Source organism: Labrys methylaminiphilus subsp. lupini, assembly GCF_051161885.1.
Lineage (GTDB): Bacteria > Pseudomonadota > Alphaproteobacteria > Rhizobiales > Labraceae > Labrys.
Map to the genome: position 1 here is coordinate 3,278,234 of NZ_JBMDIH010000001.1, position 15,064 is coordinate 3,293,297.

11 protein-coding genes are annotated in these 15,064 nt (G+C 63.7%); 5 read left to right on the top strand and 6 right to left on the bottom strand.

What is annotated here, in order from left to right:
* Nucleotide 1 precedes the first annotated feature (1 nt).
* The 3 genes from ACN6KF_RS15505 to ACN6KF_RS15515 form a co-directional block, all read right to left on the bottom strand.
* Nucleotides 2-1,564, bottom strand: coding sequence for a DUF4178 domain-containing protein (locus ACN6KF_RS15505; protein WP_434957694.1), 1,563 nt, complete (start codon nt 1,562-1,564; stop codon nt 2-4).
* Nucleotides 1,564-2,244 (bottom strand): DUF4178 domain-containing protein, encoded by a 681-nt coding sequence (locus tag ACN6KF_RS15510; RefSeq protein ID WP_434957695.1) that lies wholly within the window; start codon nt 2,242-2,244, stop codon nt 1,564-1,566. The genes ACN6KF_RS15505 and ACN6KF_RS15510 overlap by 1 nt, the downstream gene beginning before the upstream one ends.
* A 270-nt stretch (nt 2,245-2,514) precedes the next feature.
* Nucleotides 2,515-3,540, bottom strand: a complete 1,026-nt coding sequence (locus tag ACN6KF_RS15515; RefSeq protein ID WP_434957696.1) for an SPFH domain-containing protein — start codon at nt 3,538-3,540, stop codon at nt 2,515-2,517.
* A 472-nt stretch (nt 3,541-4,012) separates the two neighbouring features.
* On the opposite strand from ACN6KF_RS15515, the gene ACN6KF_RS15520 reads away from it, so the two are divergent.
* Nucleotides 4,013-5,689 carry an electron transfer flavoprotein-ubiquinone oxidoreductase gene (locus ACN6KF_RS15520; protein ID WP_434957697.1) on the top strand — a complete coding sequence of 559 codons (1,677 nt, stop codon included), beginning with the start codon at nt 4,013-4,015 and terminating at the stop codon, nt 5,687-5,689.
* A gap of 21 nt (nt 5,690-5,710) precedes the next feature.
* A complete protein-coding gene (locus ACN6KF_RS15525) occupies nt 5,711-6,079 on the top strand; it encodes a hypothetical protein (protein ID WP_434957698.1) in 369 nt (122 codons plus the stop codon).
* 193 nt (nt 6,080-6,272) lie between these two features.
* Here ACN6KF_RS15525 and ACN6KF_RS15530 read toward each other — a convergent pair whose 3' ends face one another.
* Entirely contained in the window at nt 6,273-7,034 is a 762-nt protein-coding gene (locus ACN6KF_RS15530) for a DeoR/GlpR family DNA-binding transcription regulator (RefSeq protein ID WP_434957699.1), read from the bottom strand.
* A gap of 81 nt (nt 7,035-7,115) precedes the next feature.
* Here ACN6KF_RS15530 and ACN6KF_RS15535 point away from each other — a divergent pair, with 81 nt between their 5' ends.
* Entirely contained in the window at nt 7,116-8,330 is a 1,215-nt protein-coding gene (locus ACN6KF_RS15535) for an N-acetylglucosamine-6-phosphate deacetylase (protein WP_434957700.1), read from the top strand.
* 49 nt (nt 8,331-8,379) lie between these two features.
* On the opposite strand, the gene ACN6KF_RS15540 is transcribed toward ACN6KF_RS15535, so the two are convergent.
* Nucleotides 8,380-10,203, bottom strand: coding sequence for a caspase family protein (locus ACN6KF_RS15540; protein WP_434957701.1), 1,824 nt, complete (start codon nt 10,201-10,203; stop codon nt 8,380-8,382).
* Between the two features lie 318 nt (nt 10,204-10,521).
* On the bottom strand, nt 10,522-11,757 hold the full coding sequence (locus ACN6KF_RS15545) for an MFS transporter (RefSeq protein WP_434957702.1): 1,236 nt from the start codon (nt 11,755-11,757) through the stop codon (nt 10,522-10,524).
* Nucleotides 11,758-12,029: 272 nt separating this feature from the next.
* On the opposite strand from ACN6KF_RS15545, the gene ACN6KF_RS15550 reads away from it, so the two are divergent.
* Both ACN6KF_RS15550 and ACN6KF_RS15555 read left to right on the top strand, forming a co-directional pair.
* Nucleotides 12,030-14,135 carry a tetratricopeptide repeat protein gene (locus tag ACN6KF_RS15550; RefSeq protein WP_434957703.1) on the top strand — a complete coding sequence of 702 codons (2,106 nt, stop codon included), beginning with the start codon at nt 12,030-12,032 and terminating at the stop codon, nt 14,133-14,135.
* Nucleotides 14,125-15,045, top strand: a complete 921-nt coding sequence (locus ACN6KF_RS15555; RefSeq protein ID WP_434957704.1) for a 4-(cytidine 5'-diphospho)-2-C-methyl-D-erythritol kinase — start codon at nt 14,125-14,127, stop codon at nt 15,043-15,045. The genes ACN6KF_RS15550 and ACN6KF_RS15555 overlap by 11 nt, the downstream gene beginning before the upstream one ends.
* The last annotated feature ends 19 nt before the right edge of the window (nt 15,046-15,064 follow it).

A 15,064-nucleotide genomic window follows, 5' to 3' on the forward strand; every position in this document is an offset into this window, starting at 1 on the left:
CTCACGTGTCCTCGCTTTTGGAACTGCTGCTGGAATCATCGCTGGACGAGGAACTATCGTCGTCATCGTCGTCGCTCGACGACCACCAATTGCCGGTTCCGGAATCGGAGTCGCTGCTGGCGCCGCCGGCGATGAAGCCTCCCGCCGCCAGACTGCCAGAAACCGAGGGCGCTTCCTCATCGATGCCACCCTGTTCCCAGCGGTTCTGTTCGAAACGCCTGTCCCGGAGGAAACCGAAGCCGGCACCAACGGCCAGGAGGCCGACGGCACCGAGATAGTTCGACCAGATCGGCACGTCGTGGCGGACCGTCACGGTGAACGTCTCCGAAGGCAGGGGCTTGGGCGGTGCGGGGGCGATGGCGGGCTGCGAGGCAGGTGTACTGCCGGCCTGGCCATTGTTGCGCAGCCAGGTCTGCAAATAATCCTCCCGCGCGACCATCGGCGTGGTCTCCGCCACCTTGCTGAACAGGCCGGCATTGGCATCGATCAGCAATTTGTAGGTGCCCGCCGGCACCGGCGCCAGCAATTCGCTGGTGCGCTCGGTGACCCGCCCGCTGCTGTAATTCTCCAACCCCTGGGTGGCGCGATAGCTGCGATTGGTCTCGACATTGACCAGAGCGACGTCGAGCTCCAGCCAGTCATCCTTCAGTTCGGCGCTGGTCTCGAACTCGACATTGCCACGGCCGTCGAGGCGGAACGGCTCGGAAGCGAAGGTCTTGCCCTTGTCGGCGGAGGTCAGGGTGAAGGTCTGCGAGGCGACCTGGCGCCCGGGCGAGAGGGCGAGCGAGCCGAACTGCAGCAGCGTCGCCACGCCGAGAGCGGCGAGCGGTACCCTCAGCCAGCGCCGGTGCGGATTGGGCTGGTTGACGCCGGGTCTATGGCGTTCGTCCGCAAGCGGCAGCTTGAAGGCTTCGGCCACCTGACTGGGTTCGAGATAGATGCCTTCGGAGACGATGATTTCCTCGTCGTTGCTCTCCACCATCAGCCGATGAGGCGACGCGATATAATCAGCCGTCTCGGTGACATCCGCCGTGGAAGCCCGCCAATAGAACTCGCCGGCGACATATTTGGTGCGCGCCTGCCCCTTGCTGAAGAAGGCGTAGCGGCGCCCCTCGACCGTGAGGTCGATGGTGCTGCCGGCCGCCGGCACGTCGCGGGTGAGCATCTTCACCACGGTCCAATGGCCGGCTTCCCGAACCAGGAAGCGATAGCCCCGATAGGGATTGAAGAGCAGATATTCGATCCACTCGTAATATCCCGTCCGGTCGCTCCGGCGCATATAGCCGACGACCTCCCATTCGACGTCCTGCAACCGCCCGCGGGTGCCGATCGGAATCTCCGAGGGTTCGAGCACGGCCTCGGCCTTCTGGATGATGCGCAGATTCTCGTCGGCGACGTCGATCAGCGAGGAGCACTGGCTGCAGGTGGCGCTGATCGACTGGCCAACGGCGCGCAGCGTCACCGACCCGCCGCAATTGGGGCAGGCAAAGGTTCGCGGCCGACCGGGAGGCCGCGGCGCAGGCACGGATGGTGCCGATGGTGGCGGTGCGAGAGGCTCCTCCATCACCAGCCCTCCAGCGGCCTGAGATTGGAGAAGCGCAAGGCATCCCATTCGAGATAGCGACCCAAATAGGCACTGGCCTCCTCGCCATCATGTTCGAGCGTGGCGAATTCGCCATCGGCACCGACACAATCGATCGACACGGTGCGCCGGCCCTTGGGGGCTGCGAAAGGCAATTCGCCTTCCGAGCCCAGGCAGGTCGCCAGCTTGATGTCGACGGCCCTGAGCTGAACGCCATTCACCGACACCGAAAAGCCCGGCCTTATGTCGGCAGCGCCATTCTCGCTCGCCGTCAGCAGCGGCTGGCAGCGATCCAGCGCCTCGCGCACGCCGCCCCAGGAGGTCTCCTCCGCCTCCAAGCTCACCGAGAAGAAGCCTTGCGCCTCGCCGATCCAGCCTTCCCGGCCGTCATCCATCAGCATGTGCCATTCATTCCACAGCCCGTCGCTCCAGCCGATCTTCAGGCGCCCGATAATGGTGAAGGACTGCCCGTCGAAGACACCGCCGGTGCCGAGCTGCAGGGGGCTCATGTCGTCGGGCAGCGCCGCCATCACGCCGAGCGACGTCACGTCGACATCGGTTCGCACCACCATGGACTGGCAATAGGCACAGACGGCATAGACCGACTGCGCCGACCGGAACACGACATCCGCTCCGCAGGAAGGGCAGGCGAATTTACGCATTGGGCCTCGTATGGATCACGGGATTGACCGGCCTGTTCGGCCAAGATGACCGTTCCGAAATTAGGGCTTCGTCATCCCCGGCGAGGCCATAGGCCGAGGGAAGGGGATCCAGGGGCCAATAGGTGTGATTCATGGCCCCTGGATCCCCTTCCCTTCGCTCTCCCTCGCTACGCTCGTGAGTAGCTCAGCCGGGGATGACAGGCTCTTCAATTCGTTTATCGGCAAACGGTTCTCAAGCAGAGTTTCCCGGCGAGCGGGGCGAAGTCCTGTCTATTTGATCCGTGACAGCAGTTCGGCTTTCTTGGCGTCGAATTCCTGCTGGGTCAGAATGCCCTTGGCCAGCAGCCCGCCGAGCTTTTCCAGGAGCTGGATCGGATCCTCCGCCGGCTGCGCAGGCGCGGCCGGCTGTGCCGGCGCTGACGGGGCCGGCGCCGGCGCCGCATTGGCAAAGCCCTGCGCCATGGCCTGGCCTATCGCCATGCCGGCGCCGAGCCCTGCCCCAGCCCCTGCGAGGCCACCCGGATTCTCGGCCGCCAGCGGGATGGATTCGGCCGTCTGGAACTGGGCGTAGCGATTGAGGTCGCCCAGCATGTTCATCGAACTCGCCTTGTCGAGGATACGCTGGAGTTCCTCCGGCAGCGACAGGCTCTGGACGTAGAAGCTCTTGACGTCGATGCCATAGTCCCGGAGCGCCGGGCGGATGGCTTCCGCCAGCTTCTGCGAGAAGGCCTCCTGATTGGCGGCCATGTCGATGAAGGCGACATTGCTCTGGCCGAGCGTCGAGGCGATGGCGGTGAGCACGGCGCCGCGAAGCTGGCCCTCGATCATCTCGGAGGTGCAGCGCTCGGCCGTACCGACCAGGCGCGACCAGAACGCGCCGACATCGCCGATGGCATAGGAATAATTGCCGAAGGCGCGGATGCGGATCGGGCCGTATTCCTTGTCGCGGATGGTGAGGGGCTGGGTGGTGCCCCATTTGCGGTCGATCTGATCTTTGGCGTCGAAGAAATAGACGTCCGACTTGAAGGGCGATTCGAAGAACTTGTCCCAGTTCTTCAGATAGGTCAGCACCGGCAGGGTCTGCGTGGTGAGCGTATAGGTGCCGGGGCCGAAAATATCGGCGATCTTGCCTTCGTTGAAGAAGGCCGCCTTCTGCGTCTCGCGCACCACGAGCTGGGCGCCGTTCTGGATTTCCATGCCGGACATCGGGAAGCGGTAGGCCAACAGCCCCGCTTCCTCGGCCGTCCATTGGATGACATCGATAAATTGCTTGGAGATGAAGTCTAGAATGCCCATGCCCGTATGCTCCATACCGACGGATCGCAAGCCGCAGACAGCCTACTCTACCTAGCACGCGTGGCAATGGGAAAGGGTAACCCAAGGGACAGGCATCATGCGCGTCAGTATAGAACCTGCAGGAGCCCCCACCCGAGAACGGCGCACGCCTCAATCGCCTGTTTGCGGGAGAATATGACAATCAGTGACGGATCAAGGGCATCGCCGCGGTCGATATAGTCTTTTCGTGTCTTCCTGCCTGCCGGTCTACCGGCAATGCTGATGTCATGTCGAACCCTGCGACGGGAGAAGATACCGTGACCCTGAACCCTGCTGCATGCGGATGGAACCGGCGGCGCCGGCGAACGTGACATTAACGCACCAATTGGTTACTTAATTCAGGAAACCCTGGCAGCTTTGTTTGCACCGATTCCAAAAACGTGAAAAAAGCACGGGCACTCCAAGCTATTTCAAAACCACCGGAGACTTCTCGATGACCGACAGTGCCGATCTCGGCCCCCGCGAGGCGATGGAATATGATGTCGTCGTGGTCGGCGCCGGACCTGCCGGCCTGGCGGCCGCGATCCATTTCAAGCAGCTCAACCCCGAGACCAGCGTGGTGGTGGTGGAGAAGGGCTCGGAGGTCGGCGCCCATATCCTCTCCGGCGCGGTGATCGATCCCATCGGTCTCGACAAGCTGCTGCCCGAATGGCGCGAGGCGGAGGACCGCCCGCTGGTGACGGAGGTCACCGAGGACCAGTTCTACTATCTCGGCCCATCCGGCGCCCTGCGCCTGCCCAATTTCGGCATGCCCAAGCTGATGTCGAACCATGGCAATTTCGTCGGCTCGCTCGGCAATGTCTGCCGCTGGCTGGCTGTTCAGGCCGAAGCGCTGGGTGTAGAGATCTACCCGGGCTTTGCCGCCGCCGAAGTGCTCTATGACGACAAGGGTGCGGTGATGGGCGTCGCCACCGGCGACATGGGCATCGGCCGCGACGGCCAGCCCAAATCCGGCTTCACCCGCGGCATGGAACTGCACGGCAAATACACCCTCTTCGCCGAGGGCGCCCGCGGTAGCCTGACCAAGACGCTGATCGCCAAGTTCAATCTGGCCGACGGCCGCGAACCCCAGAAATACGGCATCGGCATCAAGGAACTCTGGCAGATCGATCCGGCCAAGCATGTCCCCGGCCGGGTGCAGCATTCCTTTGGCTGGCCACTGGATTCGAAGACGGGCGGCGGCTCCTTCCTCTACCATCTGGAGAACAACCAGGTGGTGGTGGGTTTCGTCATCCACCTCAACTACACCAACCCCTATCTCTCGCCCTTCGACGAGTTCCAGCGCTTCAAGCACCATCCGCTGATCGCACCGACCTTCGAGGGCGGCAAGCGCATCGCCTATGGCGCACGCGCCATCACTGAGGGCGGCTACCAGTCGGTGCCCAAGCTCTCCTTCCCCGGCGGCGCCCTGATCGGCTGCGCGGCCGGCTTCGTCAACGTGCCGCGCATCAAGGGCAGCCACAATGCCGTGCTGTCGGGCATGCAGGCGGCCGAGCATATTTCCAAGGCGCTGGCCGAGGGCCGCTCGCATGACGAGCCTGCCTCCTATGAGGCGGCCTGGCGTTCCAGCGAGATCGGCCGCGACCTCTACAAGGTGCGCAACGTCAAGCCGCTGTGGTCCAAGCTCGGCACCATCGCTGGCGTAGTGCTCGGCGGCATCGACATGCACCTCAACGAAAAGCTCGGCTTCTCCCTGTTCGGCACGCTCAAGCATGGCAAGCCCGACTACGCCACGCTGAAGCCGATCGCCGAAAGCAAGCCGATCAACTATCCCAAGCCCGATGGCAAGCTGTCCTTCGACAAGCTTTCCTCTGTCTTCCTGTCCTCGACCAATCACGAGGAAGACCAGCCTGTTCATCTCACATTGAAGGATCCCAAGGTTCCGATCGAAAAGAACCTGCCCCTCTATGGCGAACCGGCCCGGCTCTATTGCCCGGCCGGCGTCTACGAGGTTGTCTATGGCGACGAGGCAGCCAAGAAGGATCCGCGTTTCGTGATCAACGCGCAGAACTGCGTGCACTGCAAGACCTGCGACATCAAGGATCCCGCCCAGAACATCAACTGGGTGACGCCGGAAGGCGGCGGCGGCCCGAACTATCCGAACATGTAAGCGGATCTCGGAGCTGTCTTTATGAAAACCTTCCTTTATGCCGGCCTCGGGATCGTTCTCCTGGGTGTCGGCCTCTATCTGCAGTTCGGCACGGTTGGGGTTTCCCCGGCCGACCGGTTGCGCTGCGAGCAGGCCATCGAGAAGATCTATGGCGACAGCGACGAAGCCAAATACACGCTCCTGCCCAAATGCGGCGAGCCGGGCATGGTCGCCATGATGGATGCGAGGGCCGGGGGGGCCGGCGCCGAACAGGCTGCTCAGGCGATCGCGACCGCCAATCGCAGCGATCTTATCGGCATACTGCTCAATTGCGCTCTGATCGGCGCCGGTATCGGCGCCTTGGGCGCGGCCGCCGCTGCCTCCCGACAGTCGAAAAAGCGGGCCGCATAACGGAGCGAAAATGGGGGGCGGGTCTTCATGCCCGGCTTCCTATGAAGCGGCAGCGCAGGCGGGTCCGAAGACCCGCCCCCAAGAGCAAAGCGCGTTCACGACTGAACGCTTTTTCGCTCTAACTCATTGTTTCGACGCGTCTTTGCGGTTCTTGGTGACTCCGTCGAATCGCAAAACGCTTTAGAGCAACGCCTCAAGCGTAGATGGCCTTGATGGCGGCCTTCTCCAGCAGATCGCGGGTGCGGGGCGTATCTTCGGTGACGAGCGTGTCGATCGACGATAGCGCAGCGAAATGGTGTGCCGCCGCGGTGCCGATTTTATCCGGGGTCGCCACTGCGACGATCTCGGCAGCCGCCTTCATCATGGCGGCCTTGATCGCGGCCTCGTCATAGCCGGCGGTGGTCAGCCCGAACTCCTCATGAATGCCGTGCACGCCGATGAAGCACAGATCGGCATTGATGGCGTGAAGCTGATCGAGCACGCGCGCGCCCAGGACCATCTGGCTGCGCTTGTCGAAGACGCCGCCGAGCAGGATGACCTCAAGATGCGGATGCTCGGTGGTTGATGTCGCCACCAGCGGACTGTTGGTGACGATGGTGGCCCTGAGATCGCGCGGCAATTGCCTCGCCACTTCGAGATTGGTGGTACCGCCGTCGATGATAACCACCTGACCCGGCAGCACGAGCTGCGCCGCCGCCCTGGCCAGGCGCGTCTTCAAGGCGGCCGCGATCTTGTAGCGTCCCTGGAAGGGCAATCCTCCCGGCGAGACCGGCAGGGCAGCACCGTGGACACGCTTGATCAGGCCTTCCGCCGCCATGTCCCGGAAGTCGCGCCGGATGGTGTCCTCGGAAACCTCGAAATGCGCCGAGACCTCCTGCGTCGACAGCCTGCCCTTGGCCTCCAGCTTCGACAGGACGAAGGCGCGCCTCTCGTCAGGCGTTGATTCGATGGGCAAGGCGATTCCTCAATTGCACGTTTGTGACGATATCGCTAGATACATGCATTCCCTATCACAACAGCTATCGCCGGATCCAGCATGAAAGAGCTTCTCCTGAAGGGGAACGTTATCCTCGAAGATGCCATTCTCGAAGACGCCGTGATCCACTGCGTAGACGGCCGGATAGAAGCGATCGAGCCGCCTGCTTCCAAGCATGAAGGCAAGGAATGTCTGGATTTCAGCGGCCGCTACCTGTCGCCGGGTTTCGTCGACATTCACGTGCATGGCGGCGCCGGCGCCGACTATATGGACGGCACGGTGGAAGCCGTGCGGCGAACGAATATCGCCCATGCCAGGCACGGCACCACCTCGATCTTCCCGACCACCACGACGGGGTCCTTCGCCCAGCTCGATGCGATGGTGAAAGCGTGCGAAAACGTGCAAGCCTCCTGGACACCTTCGGATGGCGCCCGCATCGCCGGCATCCATTTCTACGGTCCCTATTTTGCGGAAGACAAGGTCGGCATCCACGCGCCCGAGGGCCGGCGTGATCCAGTGCGGGAGGAATATGAATATTTCCTCGGCCGGGAGATCATCAAGATCGCCACCTGCGCCTCGGAACTGCCCGGCGCCCTCGATTTCTTCGACCATGCCCGCGAACGGGGCTGCTTCATCACCTGCGGCCATTCCAACGCCTGCTGGGATGAACTCGAGGCGGCCTTCGCGCATGGCATGCGCCATGTCGACCATTTCTGGTGCGCCATGAGCTCGGTCGCCTCCCTGCGCAAGCGTTTCGGCACGCCGATGCAGGCGGGCATGGAGCAATATGTCCTCGCCAATGAGGGGATGAGCACCGAGGTGATCGCCGACGGCATCCACCTCTCCGACGACTTGCTACGCTTCGCCTTCCGCCTGATCGGGCCGCTGCGCTGCTGCCTCGTCACCGATGCCAACCGCGCCATGGACATGCCGCCGGGCAAATATCGCTTCGGCTCTAGCGAGGATGGCAGCTGGGTCTGGAGCGACGGCCATTCCGTCCGAGGCGAGGACGGCAGCCTGGCAAGCTCGATGCATGGCATGGACCGCATGGTGAAGACCATGGCGCACGCCGTTGGCAAGGACCTCCCCGCTGTCATCCGCATGGCCTCGCTGACGCCGGCCGAGCTTGCGGGCATCGCCGGCCAAGTCGGCAGCCTCGCGCCAGGCAAGTGCGCGGACATCGTGGTTCTGAGCGCGGAGCTGGAGGTCGAGCGAGTGTTCATCGGCGGCGAGCCCCTGCCTGCCGCATATGCGAGGCCCGATCAGGCAGCCTGAACCCGGACCACCTGCGCACGCCGCACCCAACAGCGGGCAGCGAGAGCGATCAGGGCGAGGATGATGCCGACGACGGCTGGCTCCGCGTGCTCGTAAAGACGAAATCCTCGGGAGGCAGCGAGCCGTAGACGAAAGGTTCCTGCCGGTTGTCGGTTCGCGACATCACATCACTGGTCACGAAGCGAAACACCTTGTTGATCTCCAGCCCCGGCTCCACCAGCCGTCTGGCAAAGGCCTCCGCGAAAGCGCTGTGCTGGCTATCGCCATCCTCGGCCACCGTGCCCTCCTTGGCCGAATAGACCACCAGCGTCGCCCCCGAGGGCTCGACCCGTGAGAGACCGCGCCCGACCGAACGGGTGGGCGTGGTCATCGTCATCTGTGCGGCGAAGGGATTGTTGCGGCAGGCATCCAGCACCACCAGCTTCAGGCGCCGCGCGCCGCTCAGCGCCGACAGCACACGCTGGAGGCTGACGGTCTCGTCGGGGACATCGCGATCGGACTGCAGGCGGGCATCGACGGGTATGAGATAGTTCTGCCCCGTCAGCTCCATGCCATGGCCGGCATAATAGAGGATGGCCCAGTCGGCCGCGTCGGCCTTGGCGGAAAAGGACCGGAGGGCGTCGACCATGCCGGCGCGCCCGAGATCGTAGGCGACCGTGACGTCCTGCACGCCGGCTGTCCGCAGAGCCCCGGCGATGAGATCGGCGTCTCGCCTGGGATTGGGCAGTTGCGACACCCCCGCATAGCGCGAATTGCCGATGACGAGCGCGACCCGCCGAGAGCCTTCCGCAGCAGCCTTCTGCGTGGGTACAGGCTCATTCTTCTTGCTGGCCCCGGCCTGCTGCACCGCCTTCGAGGCACGAAAGAGCGTCACATAGCGCTGGACATTGGGCAGGTTCGGATTGATCGAGAAGGCCATCTCCATGTCGGACAGGCCAGCTTCTCTCTCCTCGAGGCGCCAATGCGCCAGCCCGCGATTGAGGTAGGCCTCGGCATAGTCGCGCCGTGCCGCGATGGCCGTATCGCAATCCGTCAGTGCCTCCCGCAGCGCTCCCTTCGCCAGATAGAGCGCGCAACGGCCCGAATGGAATTCCGCCATGCCCGAATTCAGGGCGATCGCCTTGCTGACATCGGCAATGGCTGCGTCGATCTCCCCTTTGGCGTAATGCAGGTTCGCCCGGTTGTTATAGGCATTGAAATTGCCGCCATCGGCCGCGATCGCCTTGTCGAAATCGGCCATGGCGAGGTCGTAGTGCTTGAGATTGACGTAGGAATTGCCGCGATTGTTGTAGATCAGCGAGACACCCTGCTTCAGCGCGATCGCCTTGGTATAATCGGCAACGGCCTTATCGTGGCGGCCGAGCCGCTGCTGCAGATTGCCACGATTGGCAAAAGCAGACCTCATGCCCGGATCGAGATCGACTGCGCGCGAATAATCGGCGACGGCGTTTTCGACATCGTCCTGCTCCGAGCGGGAATTGGCGCGGTAGAAATAGACTTCCGCCGATCCCGGCTTGATGGCGATGGCCTTGTCATAATCGTCGATCGCCGAATTATGGTCGCCGAGCTCGGCATAGCTCAAGCCGCGAAAGACATAAGCGAGGTAGCTCTTGCCGTTATGCCGGATCGACGCGCCTAGATCGTTGATCGCCAGACCATATTGCTTCTGCCGGTAATAAGCGCGCCCACGCTGCAGATAGGCGGTAGCCTGGCTGCCGGGCGTCACCGCGATGCGATTGATGGCGGTGGTGCAGGCAGGAATGGCAACAGCCGGATCATCCGAGGCGCAGCCGCCTTTGGGAGCTGCGAACGCCGGCGCGGCCAACCATAGGGGCATAGCAGCAACCAAGATCATCAGGCGAAATGCGTTCATGATCCCGCTCCCCGGCGCCCGTCTCGATTCTACTAGAGTAAAAGTGCGATTTCTCCGAACCGCACTTTTACTCTAACTCTTTGTTTCCAAGCCAATCCAACGGATCGGGCTAGAGCGTCTTTGCGATTCCAGGTGACTCGGTCAAATCGCAAAACGCATTAGCGGCACGACGACGACATAGTCGCTCGCCTCCCCCTTGTCTGTATCGCGCCGAACATGACCGTCAACCAAACGCAGGTCGATACCTTTGTTCACCTGAAGCTGTCTCCTCGCATCCGGCATCGAGGCAGGCGCGTTTGCGAACTGCCGGCTCCTTCATCATCGCAGGCGGCTGCTCCCTAGCCGCACCGCGCATCCGATGGCGAGCCCGATCAGGAGCAGTGTGAATCCGACCACGGCCGGCCATCCTCCTACACTCCAGAACCAGCCACCGGTCGAGCCCACGATGCTGGCGCCGAGATAATAGGCGAGCATGTAGAGGGAGGCGGCATGACCCTTGCTGTCACCGCCCAGCCGGCCGACCCAGCCGCTCGCTACCGCATGGCAGGCAAACTGGCCCGCCGTCAGCACCGCGATGCCGGCAATGATGCCGGTGAGGGTCGAGGAGAGCGTGAGGCCGATGCCAACAGCCATGGTCACGAGGCTGGCGATCAGCACCGGTGCCCGCCCCAGCCGGTCGGCCGCCATGCCGCCGAGCGAGGAAGAGATGGTACCGAACAGATAGACGGTGAAGATCAGGCTGGTCTGCGTCGGGCTGAGATCGAAGGGCGGTGCCATCAGCCGGAACCCGGCGTAATTGTAGACGGTCACGAAGCTGCCGAAACCACAAAAGGCGATGGCGAACAGCAGGGGCTTCGCCAGCACGGCGCCGGGCCTTTCCCGGCCGAAATGCGAAAGCCATGCCCTGAGGTGATAGCGAAGATCGAAGCCCTTGCGCGGTGTGAAATGCCGCGAGGGCGGCAGGAGCAGCACGAAACCGAGCGCCAGGACGAGGCCGCCGATGCCGACGATCGCCAGAGCGAAGCGCCAGGTCAGGAATTCGGCGAGGATGCCGGTCAGCACCCGGCCCGACATGCCGCCGAGCGCAGTGCCGGCGATGTAGAGCCCCATGGCGAAGCCGAGGCCATCAGGCTCGATCTCCTCGGCCAGATAGGCGATGGCGATGGCCGGCACCCCGCCAATGGCCAGCCCCTCGACCGCGCGCAAGGCGAGGATGGCGTGCCATCCCGACGTGACCGCCACGGCAAGATTGAGCAGGCTGGCGAGGCCGATGGATGCGAACATCAACTCGCGTCGACCGAAGCGCTCGGACACCGCCGCAGCAGCGAAGATGGCAAAGGCGAGAGCGCCGGTGGTCAGCGATAGGGCGAGTGAACTCTGGGCTGCACCGACATGGAATTCCTCGGCCAGCAGCGGCAACAGCGGCTGTACGCAATAGATCAGCGAAAACGTGCCAAAACCGGCGAGAAACAAAGCGAGGCTGATCTTGCGGTAGGTGGCCGAACCACGTGCGACATGGGGCACGGGCGAGGAACAAGCGGCGGGAACTGACATGCCCAAGGCGTCGTCCCGTAAGGTGAGCTTGTCAAGCGCCGATCCCGGACCAACCCAAGAGGGACGGGCGATACCCCTGCACAAAGCCGCTATCTGGAGTTGTCATGCCTGGCGCCGAGGGCTGAAAGCTCGTCGGGCCCACATGCAAAATCGCGGTTTTCGAGCCCCAGACGGGTTGTTCCCTCGCCTCAAAGCAGCCATGGTAGCGGCGAATAATTCGCGACTGCGTCGCCTGTGTCGAGGCGGCCGGCTGATTCGGAGTTTTCTTAGCAGTGCCCCTGTCTTCCCGCACGTCTTTTTCCGCCGCTTTGCTGGCGATCGCCTTCTCGACGACCCTGATGGCGCCGGCATTGGCGGCCAAGGCGGTCGAGCGCCCGTTCCGGCCGACCTCCGCCTCCGGCAGCCTGTTGGCCGGGCGACTGGCCGCCAATGTGCGTGACGACGACAACGCGGCCTCCTTCTATGCCAAGGCGCTGAGCAGCGGCCTGTTCAAGGACGAACAGGCTCGCCAGGAGCTGACCAATCGTACCTTCATTGCGCTGCTGACCTCGGGCGAGATGGACAAGGCCGTCACTTTCGCCCGGCGCGTCGTGGCGATCGACAAAAAGAACCCGATCGCCCATCTCGTACTCGGTATCCGGGCGCTGAAGGGCCGGGACTACACCAAGGCCCGCGACGAACTCGCCTTCACGCTCGACAAGCCTATCCTGCAACTGGCGACGCCCCTGATCTCGACCTGGACCTATGCGGGTGCCGGCCAGACCAAGAAAGGCGTGGTGGCCGGCGACGACATTTCGTCCAATGACGGCTTTTCCACCTTCAAGAATTTCTCCACCGGCATGATGCTCGACATGGCGGGCATGCGGGATGAGGCGATCGCCCGGCTCAAGGACGCCCATGAGCGCGACGCCAATGCCGTCTCCATCGTCGACGCCTATGCGCGCGCGCTGGTGCGTGCCGGCAAGAAGGACGACGCACTCAAGGTGCTGGACGCCTATTCGGCCAAGGTGCCGCGCCAGCCGATCGTCACGGCGCTGACCACCGACATCAAGGCCGGCAAACGCATCGGCCCGGCCGTGACATCAGCCCAGCAGGGCGCCGCCGATATTCTGGTTTCGGTCGCCGCCGGCATCGCCAAGCAAGGCGGCGCCGACTATGCTGTGGTGTTCTACCGTCTGGCGCTCTATCTGGAGCCCAACAACGCCACTGCCCTGATCGGCCTCGCCGAGCTTTACAGCGATCTCAAGCAGCCCCAGACTGCCGAAACCCTGTTCAAGGCCGTGCCTGCCTCCTCGCCGCTCAAGCGCAACGCTGAGATCGAGCTTGCCACCACGCTGGACGAGCTCGACAAAACGGATGAGGGCGTTGCGCATCTCAGGAAGATCATCTCGGCCAATCCGCAGGATCTCGACGCCATCATCTCGCTCGGCGGCATCTTCAATCAGCGCAAGCGCTGGGAAGAGGCTGCGGTAGCGTTCTCGCAGGCGGTCGACGCAATCGGCAAGCCCACCCGCAATGACTGGCCCACCTTTTACTATCGCGGCATCGCCTATGAGCGCACCAAGCAGTGGCCGAAGGCCGAGGCCGATTTCAAGAAGGCTCTCGAGCTCTTTCCCGACCAGCCATCGGTGCTGAACTATCTCGGCTATTCCTGGATCGATCAGGGTATCCATCTCCAGGAAGGCATGGAGATGATCAAGAAGGCGGTCGATCAGCGTCCCGATGACGGCTACATCGTCGACAGTCTCGGCTGGGCCAATTACAAGCTCGGCCAATATGACGAGGCGGTCGAACAGCTGGAGCGCGCCGTCTCCCTCAAGCCGAGCGACCCCACCATCAACGACCATCTCGGCGATGCCTATTGGAAGATCGGGCGCAAGCTGGAGGCGACCTTCCAGTGGCGCCACGCCCTCGACGCCAAGCCCGAACCTGACGAGAAGGCCAAGATCGAGCAGAAGATGAAGGACGGCATGCGGGACACGGCCTCGGCCGATGCCGGCAAGGCCGGTGACGCAGACAAGTCCCCTGACGCACCCAAGCCCGTGGATGAGGCAAAACCTGCTGATGCTCCGAAGGCACCGGATGCCGCCCAACCCTCGCAGCCCGAAAAGCCAGCCGAGCCCAGCAAGCCGACCGGTGCCGACAAGCCCGTAGAAGCGCCCAAACCGGCGGATGCGCCTAAGCCCGCAGACGAGACGAAACCGGCCGACACCCCCAAACCGGCCGACGCGCCCAAGCCGATGGAAGCTCCCAAGCCCGGCGATACACCTAAGCCTGCTGACGCACCCAAGCCGACGGACGCGCCTAAGCCGACGGACGTGCCTAAGCCGGCAGAGCCCGTAAAGCCTGCCGCACCGTCCAACAACAATGGTGGCTGACGTTCCGGCGGCCGGAGAGGCGGGAGCCTCGCCTGTCCGGCTGAACGAGAAAGCCCGCGCCAAGGTCAATCTGACCTTGGCCGTTCTGGGGCGGCGCGCGGACGGCTTTCATGTGCTCGACAGCCTGGTCGCTTTTGCCGATATCGCTGACGAGCTCAGTCTCGAACCAGGCCTCGGCCTTTCCCTGGAAGTCTTTGGTCCCCGCGCGAATGAGGCAGGTACCACCACCGACAATCTCGTGCTCAAGGCCGCCAGGGCCCTCGCCGAGAGGCGTGATGGCCTCACTCTCGGGCATTTCAGACTCGACAAGCGCCTGCCGGCAGCGGCCGGCATCGGTGGCGGCTCGTCCGACGCCGCGGCGGCCCTGCGTCTCATCGCTCGAACCAACGGCCTGCCGCTGACCGACCAGAATATCCTGGCCGCCGCCCGCGCCACGGGCTCGGACGTGCCGGTCTGCCTGGAAGGTATGAGCCGCTGGATGCGTGGTGCGGGGGAAACCCTGTCCGCTCCAGTCCCTCTGCCGTTCCTGCCCGCCGTCCTCGTCAATCCGGGGGTTGCCACGCCGACGGCGGACGTCTTCCGTGCCCTTGCCCGCCCTGCAGGCTCGGTCGCTTCTGCGGATCTTTCCCTGGCCGCAGCCATAGAGGGCGAGCGCGACCCGATGGCATTGATCGACAATCTCGGCCAGGGGCGCAACGACCTCGAGCCGCCAGCCCTTGCCCTCCGCCCAACCATCGGCGAGGCGCTCGCCGCCCTGCGTGACCAGCCTGCCTGCCGCCTCGCCCGCATGTCGGGCTCGGGCGCCACCGTGTTCGGTCTGTTCCAGACGGCCGAGGCCGCAACGGCGGCAAGACAGGCGATCGCAGAGCATCGGCCGGGTTGGTGGGTGGTGGACACGGTCATCGGTTGACGCTTCGACATTGCATCAC